At 41.6% G+C, this 20328-nt stretch carries 19 protein-coding genes and 2 pseudogenes; 14 read left to right on the forward strand and 7 right to left on the reverse strand.

Annotated elements, in window-relative coordinates; translation table 11 throughout:
• Nucleotides 1-20: 20 nt before the first annotated feature.
• Nucleotides 21-422, reverse strand: a complete 402-nt coding sequence (locus tag ZX61_RS18235) for a hypothetical protein (RefSeq protein ID WP_049846024.1) — start codon at nucleotides 420-422, stop codon at nucleotides 21-23.
• Nucleotides 423-574: 152 nt separating this feature from the next.
• Between ZX61_RS18235 and ZX61_RS18240 the strand changes: the two genes are divergently transcribed.
• The gene (locus tag ZX61_RS18240) at nucleotides 575-1444 is read left to right on the forward strand and encodes a LysR family transcriptional regulator (protein ID WP_049846025.1); all 870 of its coding nucleotides are present in this window, start codon (nucleotides 575-577) and stop codon (nucleotides 1442-1444) included.
• A 97-nt stretch (nucleotides 1445-1541) separates the two neighbouring features.
• On the opposite strand, the gene ZX61_RS18245 is transcribed toward ZX61_RS18240, so the two are convergent.
• Both ZX61_RS18245 and ZX61_RS18250 read right to left on the reverse strand, forming a co-directional pair.
• Nucleotides 1542-2315: a siderophore-interacting protein gene (locus tag ZX61_RS18245; RefSeq protein WP_049846026.1), complete on the reverse strand. Its 774-nt coding sequence runs from the start codon at nucleotides 2313-2315 to the stop codon at nucleotides 1542-1544.
• 93 nt (nucleotides 2316-2408) lie between these two features.
• A complete protein-coding gene (locus ZX61_RS18250) occupies nucleotides 2409-2993 on the reverse strand; it encodes a LysE family translocator (protein ID WP_049846027.1) in 585 nt (194 codons plus the stop codon).
• A 145-nt stretch (nucleotides 2994-3138) separates the two neighbouring features.
• On the opposite strand from ZX61_RS18250, the gene ZX61_RS18255 reads away from it, so the two are divergent.
• The 7 genes and pseudogenes from ZX61_RS18255 to ZX61_RS18290 all read left to right on the forward strand — a co-directional run bounded on the left by ZX61_RS18255 (nucleotide 3139) and on the right by ZX61_RS18290 (nucleotide 10711).
• The gene (locus ZX61_RS18255; RefSeq protein ID WP_004746945.1) at nucleotides 3139-3579 is read left to right on the forward strand and encodes an Lrp/AsnC family transcriptional regulator; all 441 of its coding nucleotides are present in this window, start codon (nucleotides 3139-3141) and stop codon (nucleotides 3577-3579) included.
• Between the two features lie 199 nt (nucleotides 3580-3778).
• Nucleotides 3779-4774, forward strand: coding sequence for a porin (locus ZX61_RS18260; protein WP_049846028.1), 996 nt, complete (start codon nucleotides 3779-3781; stop codon nucleotides 4772-4774).
• Nucleotides 4775-5296: 522 nt separating this feature from the next.
• Nucleotides 5297-6340 (forward strand): GMP reductase, encoded by a 1044-nt coding sequence (locus ZX61_RS18265; protein ID WP_049846029.1) that lies wholly within the window; start codon nucleotides 5297-5299, stop codon nucleotides 6338-6340.
• A 315-nt stretch (nucleotides 6341-6655) separates the two neighbouring features.
• Nucleotides 6656-8494 (forward strand): hypothetical protein, encoded by a 1839-nt coding sequence (locus tag ZX61_RS18270; RefSeq protein WP_049846030.1) that lies wholly within the window; start codon nucleotides 6656-6658, stop codon nucleotides 8492-8494.
• Nucleotides 8495-8927: 433 nt separating this feature from the next.
• Nucleotides 8928-9320 (forward strand): annotated as a pseudogene (gene tssD, locus ZX61_RS18275) (type VI secretion system tube protein TssD); the annotation flags it as partial.
• 17 nt (nucleotides 9321-9337) lie between these two features.
• Nucleotides 9338-10105, forward strand: coding sequence for a DUF4225 domain-containing protein (locus ZX61_RS18280; protein WP_235431358.1), 768 nt, complete (start codon nucleotides 9338-9340; stop codon nucleotides 10103-10105).
• 342 nt (nucleotides 10106-10447) lie between these two features.
• Entirely contained in the window at nucleotides 10448-10711 is a 264-nt protein-coding gene (locus tag ZX61_RS18290; protein WP_049846033.1) for a hypothetical protein, read from the forward strand.
• Here ZX61_RS18290 and ZX61_RS24595 read toward each other — a convergent pair.
• A pseudogene (locus tag ZX61_RS24595) lies at nucleotides 10712-10872 on the reverse strand (site-specific integrase); the annotation flags it as partial.
• Between ZX61_RS24595 and ZX61_RS18295 the strand changes: the two are divergent.
• The 3 genes from ZX61_RS18295 (at nucleotide 10870) to ZX61_RS18305 (ending at nucleotide 12441) form a co-directional block, all read left to right on the forward strand.
• Entirely contained in the window at nucleotides 10870-11337 is a 468-nt protein-coding gene (locus tag ZX61_RS18295) for a hypothetical protein (protein WP_049846034.1), read from the forward strand. The pseudogene ZX61_RS24595 and the gene ZX61_RS18295 sit on opposite strands and share 3 nt — an antisense overlap.
• 20 nt (nucleotides 11338-11357) lie before the next feature.
• Nucleotides 11358-11582, forward strand: coding sequence for a hypothetical protein (locus ZX61_RS18300; protein ID WP_049846035.1), 225 nt, complete (start codon nucleotides 11358-11360; stop codon nucleotides 11580-11582).
• Nucleotides 11583-11775: 193 nt separating this feature from the next.
• Nucleotides 11776-12441 (forward strand): hypothetical protein, encoded by a 666-nt coding sequence (locus ZX61_RS18305; protein ID WP_049846036.1) that lies wholly within the window; start codon nucleotides 11776-11778, stop codon nucleotides 12439-12441.
• A gap of 423 nt (nucleotides 12442-12864) precedes the next feature.
• On the opposite strand, the gene ZX61_RS18310 is transcribed toward ZX61_RS18305, so the two are convergent.
• Nucleotides 12865-13824, reverse strand: a complete 960-nt coding sequence (locus ZX61_RS18310; protein ID WP_049846037.1) for a hypothetical protein — start codon at nucleotides 13822-13824, stop codon at nucleotides 12865-12867.
• 326 nt (nucleotides 13825-14150) lie between these two features.
• On the reverse strand, nucleotides 14151-14678 hold the full coding sequence (locus ZX61_RS18315) for a hypothetical protein (protein WP_049846038.1): 528 nt from the start codon (nucleotides 14676-14678) through the stop codon (nucleotides 14151-14153).
• Nucleotides 14679-14991: 313 nt separating this feature from the next.
• On the opposite strand from ZX61_RS18315, the gene ZX61_RS18320 reads away from it, so the two are divergent.
• Entirely contained in the window at nucleotides 14992-15663 is a 672-nt protein-coding gene (locus tag ZX61_RS18320) for a hypothetical protein (protein ID WP_049846039.1), read from the forward strand.
• Nucleotides 15664-16209: 546 nt separating this feature from the next.
• Here ZX61_RS18320 and ZX61_RS18325 read toward each other — a convergent pair.
• Nucleotides 16210-16683, reverse strand: a complete 474-nt coding sequence (locus tag ZX61_RS18325) for a hypothetical protein (protein ID WP_049846040.1) — start codon at nucleotides 16681-16683, stop codon at nucleotides 16210-16212.
• Nucleotides 16684-17340: 657 nt separating this feature from the next.
• On the opposite strand from ZX61_RS18325, the gene fusA reads away from it, so the two are divergent.
• Both fusA and ZX61_RS18335 read left to right on the forward strand, forming a co-directional pair.
• Complete coding sequence (gene fusA, locus ZX61_RS18330) at nucleotides 17341-19353, forward strand: elongation factor G (protein ID WP_049846041.1); 2013 nt, start codon at nucleotides 17341-17343, stop codon at nucleotides 19351-19353.
• Nucleotides 19354-19694: 341 nt separating this feature from the next.
• The gene (locus tag ZX61_RS18335; protein ID WP_049846042.1) at nucleotides 19695-20324 is read left to right on the forward strand and encodes a hypothetical protein; all 630 of its coding nucleotides are present in this window, start codon (nucleotides 19695-19697) and stop codon (nucleotides 20322-20324) included.
• Nucleotides 20325-20328: the final 4 nt, after the last annotated feature.

The raw sequence follows: 20328 nt of genomic DNA on the forward strand, positions 1-20328 counted from the left end.
GAAAACTAGGTCAACAGACCCTAGCGAACGTAATTGATTTGCGCCGAAATAAACCAGTGCTGAACGGTGCCATCGGCCCTTTCAACCCAAAGGTCATTGTCTAACTGCTTCACACGACCATTAATCGTGATTGATAGTTTATTCTCATCCGTTTGGCTTACTTTGATGAAAGGGTCTGAAGTGATAAGAAACGGGGTCGCATCTTTTACCGAACTGTTTTCATCGATTAGAAAGAAGTGATTCAGTTTACCATCTTCGGGCTTGGTCGAGATTGCCTTGTGACCGATGAGCTTGAACCCTTCACCAACGGGTTGATTAAGAATTTCGCTACTGAGTCTGACATGGGTAGGGATAAAAACCCAAGCGAGAACAAGGGCAACAGTGACCAAGGCAGCGCCTAGAGAGATTTTGAGTTTCGACATGCTGTGTTATTGAGATGTTTGGAACAGAGGCATATTTTAGCACAGTTCTTTACTGCAATTCGCGCTAGGCATGGCGATTTGCTAAGTGGTATTACTGTTACAATTTTGCAATAATGACTGAAGTTTAACAAGACAATATTACAGAAATCACTATGGCAAATTGGGAAGGAGTGAGCGAGTTTGTCGCGGTTGCAGAAACTCAATCTTTCACCTCTGCAGCAAAGAAGCTCGATACATCGGTCGCACAAATAAGCCGTAAAGTCGCTCTGTTAGAAGAAAGACTGGCCGTTAAGTTGTTCAATCGCACCACACGTAGAGTCTCGGTAACGGAAGCTGGGCAACTCTATTATCAGCAGTGTAAGCATCTCGTCGAAGGACTAGAACTGGCTGAACTGGCAGTTACTCAAATGCAGTCGACACCTAAAGGTCTGCTAAAAGTGACCGCACCAGTCACTTTCGGTGAACAAAACCTCGCGCCGTTATTACACCAATTTTTAGAACTCTATCCGCAAGTCGACTTGGAGCTAATGTTGACCAATCAAAAGCTTGATCTGATAGAGGTAGGCGTTGATGTCGCGATTCGTTTGGGGAAATTGCAGGATTCGAGCTTAATTGCCAAGCGTTTGTCGAGTCGGCAGTTGTATGTGTGTGCTAGTCCTAGCTATCTAGAAAGGTATGGCGAGCCGCATACTTTATCCGAACTCAACCATCATCAGTGTCTTGTTGGGTCGGTCGATTACTGGCGTTTTCGTGACTCTAAAAGTGAAAAATCGATACGGGTTTCGGGAAGAATACACTGTAACTCGGGCTATGCGTTGCTTGATGCAGCAAAACGCGGATTGGGATTAGTACAGCTTCCCGATCACTACGTGAAAGAAGCGTTAGAGGCAGGTGAATTAGTCGAGGTACTTTCGGAGTATCGTGATGAGCGAGAGGGGATCTGGGCACTTTACCCGCAAAACCGGAATCTCTCGCCAAAAGTCCGCTTGTTGATTGACTTCTTGGCGGAGAGTTTTAATTAATACCTATTGGGATAAATAGGTGAACAGGTGTATGTTCCGGTTGGTATAAAACCAAGAGAAGGCGCCTCTTGGTTTCGTCGAACAATAAACCCTTGTATTAAGCTTCTTGCTCTTCAGCGTCTTGGCGCTTAATCACCTTGTGGCCGTCCTCTGAAACACCTTGTTTCCAGTAGCTACTAATGTAGATGTTTTCGCGCTCGACTTCTTTCTCGTTGCGGAAGTACTGACGTAACGCGCGCATAGAGTCGAACTCACAAGCACACCAAACAGAAGCTTTGCCAGCCAGCCAAGGCAGAGCGCGAACCGCTTGTGCCAAGTCATCGTTATCAAAGATCCATTGGACTTCAAAATTTGCTGGGGCTTCGATGAGTTGAATATCTTGCTCAGAGACAACTTTAATCACAGCATAACCTTTTGCATCTGTAGGTAGACGTCGAATCTTAGCCGATAGGGCAGGTAGGGCTGTCATATCTGCTGTCATAAAGAACCAATCAGCGTCTGTGCTCATGTCTTGAATAGTGCCTGGGCCTGCAATATGAATAGAATCACCAACCTGAGCCTTCATCGCCCAGCGAGCTGCGAAGCCGCACTTAAGGTCATGAGTGATGTGTTTAACAAAGTCGACTTCGATTGTTCCCTTTTTCTCGTCAAACTTACGAATGGTGTAAGTGCGCATTACTGGGCGCTCATCGCCAGATAACTGCGCCAGATCGGTTTCACCTAAGGGGGTAAACAGTAGCTTGATATAGCTACCCTCACAGTTATTTGGAAACTCTTTTAGCGCATCACCTTGAAAGGTAATGCGCTGCATGTTTTGAGTGACAGACGTTGTTGAAGATATGGTAACGTGCTTTGGCGATGGCTTTTTCATGTGCTAACCCGAGAAGTATTCTTGTTCTCATCTAGGTTAACAGCACACCACTTACTTAGATAGCATCTTTAACTAAATTTACATTCCTGACATCTATATCATAGGTAATGTAGAGCCGACCAATAACCCGGCCATCAGAATATTAAAACTGCGGACACGCAAAGCACTGGTTAGCCAACGCTGAAGTTCTCGGCCTGCCAAAATCCAAAATGAACCAGATGGGAAGTTGACCAACAAAAAGGTCGCGGAAATGATCAGTAATTCCATCCACCCGCCACCATTGCTATATAGAGTGACTGAACTTAGCGCCATAGACCAACCTTTTGGGTTTACCCACTGAAAACTGGCTGCCCCTAGGAATGTCATAGGGCGAAAATTATCGACGTCTTTTGCGCGTCCACTTAACGCGATTTTAACCGCCAAATAAGCAAGATAAGCCAAACTAACATACTTCAACACAAGGTGAGCGATTGGGTAAGCTTCAAACACCGCTGACAAGCCAAGCCCGACAAGCAAGACCATAAACGCAAAACCAAATGCGATTCCGCACATGTGAGGTAACGTACGCATATAGCCAACATTTGCACCTGAAGTCATTAGCATTAAGTTATTTGGCCCTGGAGTAAAGGTCGAGACAAAGGCAAATATCACAAGGGCAGTGAGTTGTTCGAATTCCATCAGATTTCCTATTTGTATAGTGAAAGCAATAATATTGCGTAGTAACGCTTGTCTTGACCGGTCAACCATTATATTAGGTGGAATAGTGCGCAATTATGTGTTTATCTTCGAACGACTAGGACTAATTTCGCAATAAAGGTGAGAAATGGATAAGTTCGACGAAAGAATATTGCAAGAACTCAAAAGAGACGGAAGAATCTCCAATGTGGAGTTAGCAGAGCGTATTGGTTTATCGGCTTCAGCCACTCTTAGGCGAGTCCAAGATCTTGAAAAACGTGAGGTGATTAAAGGCTATCGAGTCATGCTTGATAACAGCCAACTTGGCGTCGGCTTTGTCGCTTATGTCTCTATCGGCCTTGCCAGTCATAGAAAACAAGCCCAGCTAGAGTTCGAAGAACACGTCAGATTCGTTGATGAAGTTGTAGAGTGTCACAACATCACAGGCGCTAACGAGTATTTACTTAGAGTTGAGACCAAGGACTTGCCAAGTTACAAGAAGTTTCACGCGGACGTGTTGGGTGAGTGCGCTCAAGTACAGTCTATCACTACCATGGTGGTTATGGATTCGCCCAAAGATGAGCGCTAGGTTTTTACAATCATGATTGTATTGCGTTTGTATGAAATTTAACTGGTTGATTTTATTTATCTTACTGTAATCAACCATAAATATAATCGACATTTAATCGTAATTGATTAGCAATCAAAACGTCATTCTGCCCATCTAATTTATCTCGCATCAACAGTTCGAGCACAGAAGCTCATTCTAAATGTAAAGGGTAAATAAGATGAAAAAAGCAGTGGCAGCGTCTGCAGTATTTGCAGCACTAGTATCGGGTTCTTCACTTGCAGCAACGGTGTACAAAGCTGATGGTACTGAGCTTAAAGTTGGTGGTCGCGTAGAGTTCCGTGGTGACTTTATTGGCACAAGTAAAGGTGCGGAGATTAAAGGCACGATGGATGACAGCACTCGTGCACGTCTAAATCTGAAAGGTAAATCTGAGATCACTGAAGGTGTGTCGGCTTTTGGTGTCTATGAAGCAGAGCAAGACACGGGTAAAGATGAGTTTGAAAACCGTTACATGTACGCAGGTCTAGATTTTGATGGTCATGCACTGTCGTTTGGTCGCCAAGACATGGCGGCTGTTATCGTTTCAGACTTGACAGATATCACTGAATTCTCTGGTGTTCAGCAGGTTATCAACTCCGCTAGCGACAAAGAAGACAGTGTAATCGCTTACCGCGGCGCGTTTGAAGCGTTCCAACTAGAAGCTACTTACCAAGCAAATAGTGATGAAGACACTGATGGGTACGGCATCTCAGGTCTTTATTCTGCGCCTTTTGGTCTGGATTTTGGTTTGGCTTTCTCTGGTGCTGATTTAGGTAAAGGCTTGGGCAGTCAATCACAGATTCTAGGCGGGCTAGGTTACACACTAGAATCACTATATCTAGGTGCGACCTACTCAGTGGGTGACCTTGACGACAAGGCAACCGGTACAACCGACAAAGAGTTCAAAGCACTGGAAGTTGCGGCACAATATAAGTTTACTAAACAGTTTTCAGCCGCAGTACTTTATACAAACCAAGAAAATGAAGCAGCAGATGGCACCAAAGCGGACAAAACTGATGGTGTTGAAGTCGTAGGTTACTACAAATTCAATGGTAACTTCCGTACTTATGTTTCCTACTTTTCAAACGGCATTAAGTCGACAGATGCAGACGCAGATGGTTTTAAAGACACGGGTGAAGATACACTTCGCTTAGGTGTTCGTTACGACTTCTAAACACAGAGTTGCCTGAAATTCTGTCCCGTTGGCCAAGCACTCGCTTGGCTTTTTGTTGTTTAAGCTGTCATCACTAAATTGAGTAGCGAAAGTAGCTTATTAAGACTGCTTCTTGGTGTTTTTGATAAATTTCTTGGAAAACATGGCGATGAAAAAGCAATAAAATGTGACCTTGGATTTGAATAAGAGGATGCAAAAACGCAGTTTGCTCAGATATCAGTCAGCATTGTAACGAAAAGGATTGCGCAAACGGTTAGCAGGCTTTGAGTTAAGTAGTTGTTTTTAAGGAAGAAGAGCTAAAGTTTGCTGAGGAAGGAGTAACTTAGGTATGCAACTTAACCGAACTGTATCACAAAAAAATTAGAAATATCAGTCTTGCGGGAAATAAATCACGACCTATAATGCTGAAAACCGGAGCGTCTGCCAACGCTCCGGTTTTTTTGTGTCCGAAACTCAGTAAAGCGTCTGCCAACGTTTACCGAAAACGCACGACACGTAAATTTGCTTATAGGAAAATTTATCATGCGTATCGAACAAGAACTTAAGTTAGGCTTTAAAGATGTACTATTCCGCCCGAAGCGTTCTACTCTTAAAAGTCGTTCTCAAGTTGAATTAACCCGCGATTTTACATTCAAGCATAGTGGTCGTCAATGGTCTGGCACACCAGTAATTGCAGCAAACATGGATTCAGTCGGCAGCTTCGAAATGGCGAAGGCTCTAGCTGAACATGGCGTGATGACAGCAATTCACAAGCATTACACCGTAGATCAATGGGCTGACTTCGTAAAATCAGCTGATCAAAACACACTGAACAACGTGTTTGTGTCTACTGGTACTTCAGATGTTGATTTCGAAAAAACAAAAGAAATCATGGCACTATCTGAAGATCTTATCTTCATCTGTATCGATATCGCGAACGGTTACTCAGAGCATTTAGTTGAGTACGTAGAGCGCGTGCGTGCTGCATTCCCAAATAAAGTGATCTCTGCGGGTAACGTTGTAACAGGCGACATGTGTGAAGAGCTAATTCTAGCAGGTGCAGATATCGTTAAAGTGGGTATTGGCCCAGGCTCTGTGTGTACCACTCGCGTTAAGACAGGTGTTGGTTATCCTCAGCTTTCTGCAATCATCGAATGTGGTGATGCTGCGCATGGCTTAGGCGGTATGATCATTGGTGACGGTGGCTGTTCATGTGCGGGAGATGTTTCAAAAGCCTTCGGCGGCGGCGCTGACTTCGTTATGCTAGGCGGTATGCTTGCAGGCCATGAAGAGTCAGGCGGTGAAGTGATTGAGCAAGACGGTAAGATGCTCATGAAGTTCTACGGCATGTCTTCTCAGTCGGCTATGGACAAGCACTCAGGCGGTGTTGCAAAGTACCGCGCAGCTGAAGGAAAAACCGTACTATTGCCATACCGCGGCAGCGTTCACGGCACTATCTCAGATATCCTTGGTGGTGTACGCTCAACTTGTACATACGTAGGCGCAGCAAAGCTTAAAGAGCTAACTAAGCGTACGACTTTCATCCGTGTACAAGAGCAAGAGAACAACGTTTTCGGTAAAGAGTAATTCGATAACTCTTCGGAAATTACGAACTATCAAGAGCCGCTTTTAGCGGCTCTTTTTTTGCCTGACAAAGTGTTTAGTGATTGAAAGCACTCCCAGCGTGACCACCTAAGTTGGGTGCCGTCTTAGCCGGTGGCCCACTGTTAGATGTGAGAGAAATGGCGATATAACCGCCTAGTGGGGTATTGCGATATAGCTAGTAATCCTAATATTCCATGAGTGACATGGTTAACAGTTTCATATCAATTAATGCGCCTAATAAAAGTGTGGAGTTATCATCGATGGATTATCTTCCGAACTTTCAAGGGTTTCGTAACCATGAAGCTAAATCAGGTATTAAATCACACCAATCAAGTAGAGCGTTCAAAGTTCATAAATTGTATCGATAAGCTATGCCAAGACAATAAAGGTGATCCTGAGCTAGCAAAGCAATTAGATAAGATTGACGGTCAACTAAAGGCTGCTTCGGGGAATGAAATCAATCAGCTTTTCGGCTTGGTGAAGGAGCATTTTAAAAAGCATATTGTCGAGCAAGTCGCTATAGGCGGCCCACAGGCATCGTTACTCATCAACATCCTCGCGCGCGATGGAAACTGTATTGCTACTGTTCCTTGGATTGAAAGTTTGTACGCCAAAGAGTACTCAGAGATTCATGCCTTGAGCAGTGCTTTAGTTGAGGAAATTGAAGTCAATGAGTCTAATGATTATGACAGATTAACGCGGCTTGATATCTATCGAGATTGCATGCGTACGGCCTTTAATAATGACCTCAAATCCAATAGGACTGCAAAGATTTCTGAAGATGAACGTGGTGTTCTAAATGTTCTATCTCAACGTTTAGGGCTTTCGAGGGAGGAAGTTAATGCGATTGAGCATTCAGTGGACCCTATTCCCGAGCTAGGCATTGAAGGTTCTTTGGAGTATTTACGAGAGAACGGAATCATCTTAATTAACCGTCGTCGTTCAGAAATAATGGTAGCTGATGAAGTAGTCGAAATTCTCCATGAGGTACTAGGAAAAGAAATCCACGATAAATTTGTACTAAGAATTCTGAGATCTCTTTCGGACGCTGAGTTGTCCAATGTACTCAAAAATCATGGGTACAGAACAAGAGGTATTGAGAGACAGGAAAAGATTTCTACGATCGCTCATTCTGGTCTATCAATCAGAAGTATTCTGATGACCGATATTCATAATGATGATGCGACGCAAAACCAGAGAAAAGAACGTATAAAGCTTTTGATTGAAGATATGGATTTGGACATAACGCGAATTGGCACGCGTCTTCAGGATCGAATAGATGTTCTTATCGATTACCTTAAGAGATCTGAAGAAGATGAGTTTAATGCTCTCAGCGTAAGTGGATATAAAGAGCTATTAGAGTCGCTCTCACAAACGGCCCCAAATGTAGAGGATCGAATCAGAGCCGATTTTGAGATAGAGAATAAAGAAACACTAGACCCTGAAAGATTGAAAGCCCTAAGCATTACCCCACTAGATATTTTGTACTTATATAGCAATGACGAAATCAAGACGATAAGGAATGATATGGGGCTGCCTCGAAGAGGTAATCCACGTAGTCAAATTATTGATAGCTTTGCAAGTGCTAATGATAGGCTGATTGAGAATTATCACCTGTTAGCTTGCCGTGATCTGCAAGGGTTGCATGCTGCAGGTATTGATATCAAAGAAAGCGATATTGGTGTTAAGTTTGAGGAAGCGACACGTTCAATCCTTGAGCAGTTGGAAATGAATGTTGATGAGGATCTTCGGAAAGATATTAACACTGCAAAAGATAAGGCTGACATTATCGTCTCGCTAGAAAATGATGATGTCATTGTTGGAGAAGCAAAGTCATTTAAGAATGGTCAGTTTGCGAAATATTCCACGACTTCAAGACAAGTAAAAGCTTATGTTAAACGCTGTGAATCAAATGGTCACAGAGTTGCTCAAGTTCTGATTATTGCGCCAGAGTTCTCTGAAGATTTTATTGATGCAGCGGATATGGATACTGATATTAATATATCTCTACTAGAAGCAGCTGGACTACAAAAAATATTGGCAGCGTTTAAACAACGTCGTAATCCTAATTTTTCACCTAAGTTACTGACTAAAGGTGGACTGCTTAAAGCTGATTTGATATCCAAATCTATCTAATTTGAGTTTGAACTTGAATTACACGACGTTACTAAACCTTTCACATCGTTAACTCGCAACGGCACTGGCAAAAACCAGTGTCGGGTTTAGACCCTCTGAGCGATGATTTAGCGAGCTACACCTCTGAAGGACGTCATGTCTAAGGTTACTATGGTGCCTTGTCCTGTTAACTACTACTCAATGAAGATAATTGAGCTACATATTCCCTGTATTTGATTTGGAACACCTTTCTTTTAACTAGTAATAAGAACGATCTGAAAGGTGCTACTTGTTGACTATTTTAGTAGAATTTCATGATTTACTAAATGAAAGAGATAATTCAATGAGTACAATGGCTTACCTGTCAATTGAGAGTATATCTAGTGGCTGTCTATCTACTGGTTGTAATACGGCTTACTCTATGGGCAATAGCTATTAGCTAGGCCATGAAGATGAGATTACAGTGCTTTCTTACTCTCACTCTGTAGCGCATGATAATCGCTCAATTCACAGCCCTATTCAGATTGTAAAGAAGGTAGATAAGTCTTCTCCTATTTTGGCTCAGGCTTGTTCTGATGGAGAAGAGTTGAAATGTCGTCTTGTGTTTTATCGTCCTAACCCTAAAGGTGGAAGTGAACTATTTTATGAGATTCATTTAACTGGTGCACTAATAAGATCAGTATCTAGTCATATGCCACATGTAATTGACTTTAATGAGAACGAAATGACTGAGACTGTTCTAATCGCCTATAGAGATATAAATTGGCGACATGTAGGTGCTAATACAGCAGCTTTTGCCTCATGGTTACAGCCTCTTTCTCAAGCGACGGAGAAGCTCCAGCAATGAGTCAAACGAGGAAGAGCATGGAGGAGGACGAAGTAAGGTTAGCAGTACGTGGCCTGCTTCGTCAGGCCAATATGTACAGTATGAGCCACCTCAGCAATCCACAGATACAACATAACTTTAGAGAAGAATACCGTTTTCTTGGTAAGTGTCTAATCAATGACTATAAAAATGGAATTTTAATCAGAGATAAAGTTGTAGGCCTAGTTAAGCAAGAGCGACAAAGCTTGATTGATCAGGCTACTGAAATAGGTAAGTATGGTGTAGGGTTAATTGCAGGTGTCGGTCAACTTTCTACAGGTTACGGATTGTGTATTACTAGCTCAGTTTTCTCTATCGCTGGAGCATCTTGGTGCTCTAGTGTGGGAGCTCCCATGGTAGCTCATGGTGGTAATAATATCTATGAGAATTCATACAATATCACTGGGAACATAGTTCAAAACTGGAAAGGGCAATACACGGGTGACTACGGTAACAGTAGCGGTTATCTAAGAGATGCTTATCAATCAGCGGCAAAGTACATGGGTATGAATGCACGTGATGGTGATTTAGCGTATGCTGCTGTAGATATTGCAACTAGTGCATATGGTTTAAAAAATACTTTAAAGACTGTTCCAAGTGCGAATGTACCTAACGCAAAACAATTTAAGTTGTTTTATCATATGTCTCAAGACTTTAGTAAAGGGTGGCGGACTATGACAGGTTCTGCACTGGGAGTTGAAGGTGCTGCTAATTTTCAGACTATCAGGAGTGCAGCATACCCATATTTGGAAGAAGAGAGTGAGTAGTGGATTATATACTGTATTTGTTGGTTAGCTTTGTATCTTTATACTTGAGCCATCGATTATCTATGAAGTACACAGAAAGCCAAAGTAACATTATATTTTGCGTGTACTTTTTGTTCATGGCTTACACAGGTAGCCAACATTACAATATCTTCTTTAATGGTACTTTCTTTGAAAGCTGGTTCTTTGTTGAGTTTGATCAGATTCATGTAGATGGTTTATTCAAAACTATTAGTCTCATAATGCTGATTCTAAATGTTATGACAATCCCACCATCAAAGTTTAGAAGAGTCTCTAACTTGCTTAGAAAATAATCTCCCTCTTTCATTATTTAGAAGAGCCTGAATGATAGTAAGTTTGTATTTAGTAATTAGCTTGATTGGCTTATATTGCTTGCACCAAGTATCAGAAATTTATAGCAAAAAGCAAACAAATATCTGGTTTTTAAACTGGTTACTAGTTTTTGTTTTCTTCAATAGCCAACAGTATTCGATGCTCTTTGATAGAGAGGTTTTGCCCTACTGGTTTTTCTATCTATCTGAAGATAGCTTTACGGTAAATGATTATTTTGTAGGTTCTGTAACCCACCCTGTTTTAGTGGCACTCTAAATTAGAGATTTTCCTACTGTATTGAGTGAGCTGAGAGCCGTTAAGTTGCGCTGCCTCGTTCCAACGCGCACCAGTGGCAAGGCAAAGCTTAACTATCTGAGCATATCCTCTCTAGTGTGCAGGGCGACTAATTCCAATAGCAGGGCAATTTGCTCCTTATGTTAGCCCACGAAGCCAAATATCTCCGTCATGCAATGGAACTGTGTCGTAATGAGATAGCACCTTACCCTACACCTGAGTTCCCAGTTGGAAATTGCAAGTTTGCTTCTCTCCTATTGGCATACCATTACTTCCAACTTGTTGATGATATTGAAATCGTTATGGTTAGTGGCTTTTCTGACAACATGGTTTCTCATGTGTGGTTAGAAATTGGTGGTTATGTGTTTGATGTAACTGGTGACCAGTACAACACCATTGACGATTATCACTTAAACCCAACAGTCATTGCAGCTAGACCATACCCAGCAATTCATGTTGAAGAGGTAAAACTAAGTTATCTCTACCGACTCTTTGGAAAACTAGAGTACCTATCGCTCGATAGGGGGTTCTCTGCCTTTAAGGCCCGCTTCGTAGCGAAGATGGGGAGTTCTCACGAATACCTAATTGCGATAAAGCCAGAAGTCTAGACTACGGATATTTTGAATAAATGAACCTAATTCCTGAAAAGCGACTAACGGCTTTACTCTATATCATTCCAGAAAGAGAGATGCCCTTTGCAACCAAAAGGGCTGCTTGGCTGGTGTTTGAGTCAGGCTTCACTTATGAGCTGGCAGCACTCAAGACAGGGGTATCGAGTAAGCTCATCTCGTTGACCGTTCGTAAGTTGAATGAAATGGATGCAATCTTGTTTGAAGCTTATCTCCTAGGGTAAAATAAACATCATTACTCAACTATACTCATATTAATTGAGTGAGATAGCACCCATAGGAATCGGCTATTACAACGCTAAAGCGTTAACCAAAAATAACCCGTTTCGCGATTGTAATTTTGGAATGTTCATTCATCCACGGGTGATCCCGTGGTTTTCTATACCGACAAAATAAACAAAAAAGGCTAGGTAAATAATGAGTATGACATTGTATGATGCAAATAAGTATCAACCGGATATTTGCAAATCTTTAACAACCGCATGGCTAGGTCAAATGATGCGGGGGACAAATTACGGTGAGTTGTGGTGTGCAGCCGCTCACGCGGCGACCGAGAATGATGCGTTTTATCAATCTCATTTACAGCAACAATCACAACTTGAATGTAAGGAACAGTTAAAGGCGCAGAAAAATATACAAATGTTGTTAACGAAAACAAGTTTTGGGCAAGACCATGCTCATGAAGCAATGGCATTGGTCATGGCGAGAACAGCACCTCTCGATTCGTTAACCTCTCAGAAAACAAAGAAAATCATGTTAATGAGAGTTCGCAATATGAAGGTAGTGAGATCAACTGACAAGATTGACTTGACGGGATTAGGCGCTGAGTTTGACAAATTAAGTAGTACAGCACGTTATTATCTGATATCAGTGAGAGCGGATAGTGGCTCTCATGCGATTGCTGTTGTATCTACAAAAGCGGAAGGTTTGTTTAGCCCTAAGGGATATCTGTACTATTACGATCCGAACTTAAATAAAGTGGTTCGCTGGAGCAGCCGGGCAGATATGAAAGGTTTTTTAAACAAAACTTTACTTAAAGACTATCGGTCGATAAATGGAATTTGGCAGGTACAAGCAATGTAGCGTTCTGTCGCAACGTTTATACATGAACCACATTTATCTTCATCGTACTTTTGGTGGAATAGGCTAGAAGTAAGCCTGACAATCCCCCTGCCCCAAATTAAGGGATCGCGATTTGTACAAAAACGAACGATCGCGATCTTTTACGATCTCTAGATTTGCAATCTAAAACAGCTCTCGGTGTAGATACATCGGGGGCTGTGCTTTACTAACCCTATCGAAACACGATCACTTTAAAAACCGCAAAATTACAGTGCGGAGTTTTAGCGCGGGGAGGGTTACACAGTCTTTGTCACCTACACATCCGTTCACCGGATAATCGAACCTAGTGGCGATCAATCTGATCCAAAACTCCAACCTGAACTGTGTAAAGGAGACTTGGACCAGCTGGAGATGTTTATTAAACCAAACGATTAGTTACATGCTTCAAACCAAGTGAAACATCGCTGGATTCGCATTAATTGGATTCCTGATAAAATAAGCGAAGTAAATGTTATCGAAAGGAAAACTGTACGTAAGCAAGTTAAAGCTATTTTGCTTTAGTAAAGGTGTAGACCATAACCTTGAATTGTTTTGAAGGAGAGACTTCCGATAATGGCCGTTTAAGTCGTATTCAAACGTACCATACTTGAAGGCGTAATCTATCACACGGTAACGTCTAATATTATGTTCTAATAGTTCAATAGTTTTTTCTACGCTGAAGCCGCAGGCGCTAGATGCGAAATCTATGCAATTTCCCAAATAAGTTCTATCGCTTAGCTCAAGTGCAACTGAGTTTGGTTTGCCATTGTATTTTTTATATAGTTCAAACAAAGCGAGTGGAGTACGTAATTTTACGTTTAGGTATGCTCTCACGCTTCCGGAAACGACTTTACCAGGCAGGGTCTCGTGTTTGCTTTCTAAAAGTGTATGTGGAATAACCGATGAATAAACCACGATCCTAGATAACAAATCTAATTTGCTACACGTTTTTAAAAACTTGGGGTCATTAAAAAAAGGCTGAAAAGTACTTATTTCTTTTAACGGGAGGTTTTTTGTTTTGCTTGCCCCGCCAATTGCTGTCCCTATATCTAACATGTAAGGGCTAATTTGCCCGATTTGGTTGTTATTACCAAATTGGATACTGTGACTGTGCTTGCTAAGATCGTAGTTAAATGGTTTTCGCGCAATTTTCATATAAGGTTGACTGATTTCTGTTACGACTAGCATTTGTTTATCTACTTTGTCTTTTTGACTTTGTAGTACTTCTTTTATCTTTAAAGAAAAATCATAGATTTGTTTTATAAAGCCAGTTGGCTGTTGGGGATATGGAGTAGCAAAGCTTGGAGCTAAACCAATTCCATTCATTAGCGCCTTCTCTTTATTCGTATTGTAAAGATTACACATTTTATCCTCCTTGAATGATTAGTTTAAATGATACTAGTGTGTTCCTAATTGTTTCTGTGATGATGGTTCGTGCAGAATAGCACCGTAAAAAATAAATCTAACAACTAGTGTCACGGTAGACAAAGCCAAGAGTGAGAAGGGGACAGAGCTTAACTTGTTGATGATTTGATGGCGCTAAGCCGAAACCACAACTCTTTGATGAGTAAGGTATGTGAGGATAGCCTCAAGTAAATCAAGGGGCAAAAACAGAATAGAGCAATCAAAGTATAAGGCAAGTAGCCCGTTTTAAAGAAAAACGCCGGGCTTAGGCTCGGCGATGTTTAAGGCTACTTAAGTTGTTTTTTACGAACTAGAGCAGAAGGTGTTGCTCTATCACAATTAAGGTGAGTTCCGGGTAACCTTAGTGTCATTGAATTGCTACTATGTGGTTCGACAGTTATATGAATCATTTCTTCTAGAGTGCTTTCATTCTCTAGCAGCCTCGTAAGTTTCTTTCTGAAGGCTTCTTTATTTGTCTCAACCTCAAATTTGTGGTGGAACTCTGTTAAATCTGTAATGAAAGGGTCTCGCATCCAAACACCTTCGCTTTTAGCCGATACCGTGAGGGGAGAGTCTAGGTGTTCATTTGGCATGGTTAACTCAGCCGTTACTTGTAGCACTCCATTTTCTTGGTAGTTTCGATGAATCTGTATATCGGTGAAAAGTGCGAAGTCGTCTTTGTATTTCGGAGCACAGTTCCACTCCCCAATGAAATACTTTCTGTCGAGTTCTACATTTTTGTTGTTTTCTTCATAGTGTGTAGTACTGCAACCAAAGAGCGACGCTAGTAGAAGTACGGATAGGACTTTTTTCATAGTTTAATTAGACCTTAATTATATTCATGTTATTCATAATACCAACTTGAGAAACTTCTGCTTTTGCTACGAACCATAATTACTATGGTGCCTGTCCTGTTAACTTTTAGCGAGCATATCTTTTGCTCAGGTGAACACTATAAATAACATGGTGCCCACTATCGTACTTGAATTCTGTTCGAATGCTCACAAACATGTCGATTCGATTATGATTAGCCTGAAATTAATTCGCATTACCAATAAATGCAACTAGATTCATATTGGTTCGGTGTGAGGTATCAACGATTTCTATCAAAATTGAAAGGGAAACATTATGACTTTTAGCGTAGTTAAACAGGTATCTAGCCGTATTACCAACATTGAGATCAATAAATCTTCTCCAAGCAAACTGAGTATTAGTTACGATACATCGGTGACCAAATCTTCGTCGGGAGCAACCTTTGAGAATAACTCGATCGCTGTATACAGTGGCTTAAATAACCCTGTTGGGAGAACACCTATTTTTACTCAGCATAATGTTGTTTCGTCACATGAGGGGAGCGTAGAGTTGGACGTTTCTGGCTGCAACTTCTTATCTGGGGAATACACTATTGCTCTTTGCGTCGGTGGCACCCCTGAACGCACGATTTGTTCTTACAGCCACTTAAATCATGGGGCAGTGGTTGCACCCATGAGCTGCGCTATCTCGCTGGTAGAGCCAATTGCGCAGACTCAAACGGGTTTTAAATTGAAAGTGAAGTTCAGCCTTCTAGAAGGAATGGATCCGAAAGCCAATGGCGACACCTTGTGTTTATATGATATCACGGGTAATGAGTTTAAATCGGCAGGCTTCTATAGAATCGAAGAAACTCAATATGCGGGCTACTGCGAGTTTGAGGTAGATAGCTTGTATGCTGGTGAGCAACTAACGTTAGGGTACTATCTGGGTAATTTTCTAGGTGCTTGTGCTGCGCACGAGACAGTAATAATTGATAGTTTAAACTAAGTGTCTTAACGTAATACCGATAAAAGCCTAGGTGCAATCTAGGCTTTTATATATTTTTCTGTCACGACATCCATCCCCACAAAATCATTCAACTATGCAAAACGTACGTTGAAGCGCAAGCGAATTAATTTGTTTCGAATAGATGGCTAGGCGCTGTCGTTCCTTTAGCATGAATTTCAACCAAACTAAGTGCTAGTTTGGTGCTTTACTCTTCCTGTTTTTCTCCAAGATATTGAATTCCTGTCAAACTTCATTGGAAAAGCTCAAAATAATTAGGTATTGGAACTTCTAGTGCAATTTATCATGACTAATATGCAAGACTGTAGTAGGGGTTACTATGGTGCCTGTCCTGTTAACTGGTGAAGGGAGCGTGGTTTAAACTATAGGGTTAAGAGCTGGAACAAATTGTGAGTCTGTGCGTCGTTCTAACTAAAGAAAAACGCCGAGTTTAGGCTCGGCGATGTTTAAGCGTTTATGGTGTATCGATGAAAATATGGCGAATATCTTCAGATTCGTCATTTAAAGAACAAGAGCCTGTTGAATACGTTATTTTCTGTAGCAGGTCAGCTTTTCGTTATCACCGCTTTCTAAGACAAGTTTATTGTTGTCGAGTGAAAGCACTTTAGACATACCTCTTTGACCTTTTTTCGGCATCAAAGAGGACATAAAACCTTTGATTGAGGCTGTATATTCATTGGTAGGTTTAAAATTGATTTCTTCGTAAACCTCATACAAGTTATCTTTGTTCAATTCCCAACTCGCAGTTCCTGAGATATCAAAGGACAAAACATCGTCAGTCTCTTCCACCTTCATGTACATGGATGTATCAACAGAAACTTGTCCATCTTTACTGTAGACAAGAACTGTATCTTCCTTGAAATACTCATCTATAGATCCACACTTCCAACTCCCTAGTAGTAGGTTATTGAATTCGGATGTATCGACAGTCTCTTGAATAGGCGAGGTACATGCCGCTAAGAAAAAGGCACTAGATGCGAATAAGCATTTTTTAAAGTTCATTTAACACACCAACAGTTTATAACGTTGTGATTGAGAGCTGTAACTAGATGATTTCTTGGTTATAGCGCACAGATTAAAAGTAAGATTTGCTGAGGCGAGATTCTAACTTATTGATATGTTGCATGGGAAGTCTGGTATATATTATCCATTGCATTAATGCTGATTAGTATCACAGGTATTGATAGATAGGTGGGGCTGATCGGCTAGATAATGGCGGCACTCATTAAAAAATAGCGTAAAATAGAGTGCTAAATCGCTACGTTTTCTGTACATGTGAAAATCAATAGATAACTGATTTATTTGAAATGTGGTGTTGCCAAGTACTTCGCAGTCGAAGGAAACAATGTAATTGCAATTCCTTGGTTCTATTTTGAAGTTTTCTTACATCAATAAACCACCTAGTGAAAGCTGATATTGTGTCACACAACCAAATCCTCCTCCATTGACCTAGCTCAAGTACCAACCTGAACTGTTATGAAATAAGTCACATTAAAGTGGGGTTATTTCGTGCATGCTAAAATTATCTTCAATGAAAACTGAAGTTGGCCTTTATGCATAGAGTGATTCGTAAAATGACATGGAAGTCGAGCAGGCGGTAAGCCCGCCACTCCATTGCTATATACGTATGTTCCGTCACTCATCTTGCAAGGAGGCTCTATGCCTATCAATCAAATTCGAAATATTGCGTTTGTTGGTCAAACGGGTAGTGGTAAAACCACACTTATAGAAAATCTTCTCTATACCTGCCAAGCCACCAAGAGCTTAGGAAGGGTGGATAAAGGTGACACCATTACTGATTTTGATGCTCAGTCAATTCAGTATCAGCACAGTATTGAAGCCACCCCTGTAACCATGCGTTATGAAAATCACCGCTTGAACATTATTGATACTCCGGGGCAAAATGAACTGCTTGGTCGGGCGTTAAGCGTCTTCCCCGCAGTAGAAACCTCAGCACTAATCATCGATCCTCAACAGCCCATCACTCAAACCTCTAAACATTTATTCGCCTTTGCTCAAGAGCAGAAGAAATGCCAAATGATCATCATTAATAAGCTTGATGTTGCGGCAACTAAGCTCACTCAGATACTAGATGAGATCACCGAGAAATTTGGTGATTACTGCTTGCCAATTAACTTACCTGCAAGTGATGGAAAGACAGTAGTCGATTGTTTTTTTGAGCCAAATATGAGCGCAAAGACTCTAATCAATGATGTCGAAGCAACTCATGAAACGCTGATAGATCAAGTGATTGAGGTTGATGAAGAGTTGATGGAACTCTATTTAGAGCAAGGTTCGGAGCTTACGCCGCAGCAACTGCATGATCCATTTGAAGAGGCACTAAGAACGGGACATATCATCCCAATTTGTTTTGTATCAGCCGAGACAGGCGCAGGGGTAGAACTACTACTAAAAACGCTGTCTGAAATTATGCCGATGCCAAATGAAGGCAATCCGCCTTTGCTAGAGAAAAATGGTCAAAAGATCAAAGTGAACTGCGAAACATTAGATCACGCTGTCGCGCATGTTTATAAGGTAAGTGTTGACCCTTATCTGGGTAAACTTGCTTACGTTCGTGTTTTCCAAGGTGAAATCAATGCAGGTAGTCAGTTGTACGTGGGTGAGAGTAATAAATCGTTCAAAGTAGGCCACCTATATCAATTGCAAGGAAAAGAACGTAAAGAGATCTATCAAGCACTGGCTGGGGACTTTTGTGTTTTGGCTAAAATTGATGAGTTAGAGTTTGATTCAATTTTACACGATTCCCACGATGAAGATGGCGTCGAGCTTAAAACCCTCAACTTCCCCCAGCCTATGTATTCATTATGCTTAAAACCAATAAAACGTGGAGACGAGCAAAAACTAAGCGATGTACTAAGTAAGATCGCTTCTGAAGATCCATCTTTGCGGATAGAACATAGATCGCGGAGTAATGAAACCATCATTAGTGGACAAGGTGAGTTTCACCTTAAAGTTGCGTTAGAGAAGATGCAATCTGTTTACAAGCTAGAGGTTGAAACGACACAACCAAGCGTCGAGTATTTTGAAACGATCACTAGACCCGCAGAAGCTCAATATCGTCATAAGAAACAAAGTGGCGGCGCTGGGCAATTTGGTGAGGTTCATCTAAAAGTATCGCCACTTGAGAGAGGTGCAGGCTTTAAGTTTGTAAACAAAGTTGTCGGAGGCGCGATTCCAACTGCGCTCGTTCCAGCGGTACAAAAGGGAATTAAGCAGGCGTTAGAAGAAGGCGCGATTTCAGGTAACCCGATTAAAGACATCGAAGTGACGGTCTTCGATGGTAAACATCACTCTGTAGATTCGAAAGAGATCGCGTTTATTATCGCGGGTAAGAAAGCCTTTTTGAATGCAGTTTTAGACGCTGAACCTATTGTGCTTGAGCCTATCGTGCATATGGAGCTGACGATTCCAACTCAATATGTTGGTGATGTTTCGGGTGATTTGTCTGGCAATCGCGGTTTAATTGAGGGTACAGAGCAGATTGATGCGAACTATACTTTGCTGCAAGCCAAGTCACCAATCAATGAACTACAAGATTACGCAAGGCGATTACGCTCAATAACTGGTGGTGAAGGTAGTTTCAACATGAGCCTAAGCCACTACGAGTCTGCGCCACCTAACGTACAAAAACAGGTTTGTGCGGAAACATAGCAAGTTTACGTCAATATCTTTAGCCAACAGAGATTAAAAGCCGTATTCGCGGCTTTTTTTGTTGCTTGATTAGGATCAAGCAACCCGATTTGAATGCCTCCGGAGTCGAGCCCGATAGTTCAACTAAAACCTAACTAATGGGTGCCCACGAGGAGTCTCGTAGTGAATTACTGCTAACGGTGGTGTATCAAGTCTAGAGCAGCCTAGCATATGTAGCTCGTGAGCTACTCACATCCAAAAAATGTCAGTGCCCTTTATGTGTTTTGTTGAATATTTTACTGGTCAAGCGTACTCTCTCACTACCTAGAGAGTGTCATCAGATGGATACAGCCGGAGGATAAATGTCTATCTCAGTTATTTCTTGGAACATGCAAGGTGGTGTAGCGAATAATGCCGACAAGGAGCTGACTTTAAAAACGATGTGTGCACTGTATGACGTTGTTATGGTCCAAGAGTGCGGGACTATCGCGACGCTAAACCAATTTGCAGGAAAGAGTGTTATCGGATCACTCCAAGCTGGAGCATTGAACAATCGGTGTTCTGTGGCGATCATTACGAATAAACATTCTAAGTACGATATAGCGTACCTTTCTATCTCGGGTCGCCCGATAATTAGCGTTTTGGTTGGCGATGTTTGGTTATCGACGATACACGCAACGTCGGGAGGTATCGGTGGTACGGATCTTACAGCTACTTTGGCGTACGCTACAAAAACCTTGGTTGGGGCAGATGGTAAGTATTTGTTGGGAGGAGATTTCAACATTCTTTTCAATGGTGAAGAGAACAGCATTAATGTTGGATCCAGTTATCGTCAGGATAACTATAGTCTTCATACGTTCAAAAGGAGAACGCACAGTAGTGGCGCTAGCCTTGATGCGTTCGCATCTAGAGCTCTAGAAATAAAAAGTGGGCCGAGCGTTGTCGTAGAAAAACTATCGGACCATTATCCAATAACAACCAGCATAGCATAGTGAA

The sequence above is a fragment of the Vibrio sp. VPAP30 genome (assembly GCF_001188205.1).
Lineage (GTDB): Bacteria > Pseudomonadota > Gammaproteobacteria > Enterobacterales > Vibrionaceae > Vibrio > Vibrio bivalvicida.

Bases quoted from the DNA above. Each gene is read 5' to 3' on its own strand.
- ZX61_RS18235 (WP_049846024.1), bottom strand. From the start codon at position 422: ATGTCGAAACTCAAAATCTCTCTAGGCGCTGCCTTGGTCACTGTTGCC.
- ZX61_RS18240 (WP_049846025.1), top strand. From the start codon at position 575: ATGGCAAATTGGGAAGGAGTGAGCGAGTTTGTCGCGGTTGCAGAAACT.
- ZX61_RS18245 (WP_049846026.1), bottom strand. From the start codon at position 2,315: ATGAAAAAGCCATCGCCAAAGCACGTTACCATATCTTCAACAACGTCT.
- ZX61_RS18250 (WP_049846027.1), bottom strand. From the start codon at position 2,993: ATGGAATTCGAACAACTCACTGCCCTTGTGATATTTGCCTTTGTCTCG.
- ZX61_RS18255 (WP_004746945.1), top strand. From the start codon at position 3,139: ATGGATAAGTTCGACGAAAGAATATTGCAAGAACTCAAAAGAGACGGA.
- ZX61_RS18260 (WP_049846028.1), top strand. From the start codon at position 3,779: ATGAAAAAAGCAGTGGCAGCGTCTGCAGTATTTGCAGCACTAGTATCG.
- ZX61_RS18265 (WP_049846029.1), top strand. From the start codon at position 5,297: ATGCGTATCGAACAAGAACTTAAGTTAGGCTTTAAAGATGTACTATTC.
- ZX61_RS18270 (WP_049846030.1), top strand. From the start codon at position 6,656: ATGAAGCTAAATCAGGTATTAAATCACACCAATCAAGTAGAGCGTTCA.
- ZX61_RS18280 (WP_235431358.1), top strand. From the start codon at position 9,338: ATGGAGGAGGACGAAGTAAGGTTAGCAGTACGTGGCCTGCTTCGTCAG.
- ZX61_RS18290 (WP_049846033.1), top strand. From the start codon at position 10,448: ATGATAGTAAGTTTGTATTTAGTAATTAGCTTGATTGGCTTATATTGC.
- ZX61_RS18295 (WP_049846034.1), top strand. From the start codon at position 10,870: ATGTTAGCCCACGAAGCCAAATATCTCCGTCATGCAATGGAACTGTGT.
- ZX61_RS18300 (WP_049846035.1), top strand. From the start codon at position 11,358: ATGAACCTAATTCCTGAAAAGCGACTAACGGCTTTACTCTATATCATT.
- ZX61_RS18305 (WP_049846036.1), top strand. From the start codon at position 11,776: ATGAGTATGACATTGTATGATGCAAATAAGTATCAACCGGATATTTGC.
- ZX61_RS18310 (WP_049846037.1), bottom strand. From the start codon at position 13,824: ATGTGTAATCTTTACAATACGAATAAAGAGAAGGCGCTAATGAATGGA.
- ZX61_RS18315 (WP_049846038.1), bottom strand. From the start codon at position 14,678: ATGAAAAAAGTCCTATCCGTACTTCTACTAGCGTCGCTCTTTGGTTGC.
- ZX61_RS18320 (WP_049846039.1), top strand. From the start codon at position 14,992: ATGACTTTTAGCGTAGTTAAACAGGTATCTAGCCGTATTACCAACATT.
- ZX61_RS18325 (WP_049846040.1), bottom strand. From the start codon at position 16,683: ATGAACTTTAAAAAATGCTTATTCGCATCTAGTGCCTTTTTCTTAGCG.
- fusA (WP_049846041.1), top strand. From the start codon at position 17,341: ATGCCTATCAATCAAATTCGAAATATTGCGTTTGTTGGTCAAACGGGT.
- ZX61_RS18335 (WP_049846042.1), top strand. From the start codon at position 19,695: ATGTCTATCTCAGTTATTTCTTGGAACATGCAAGGTGGTGTAGCGAAT.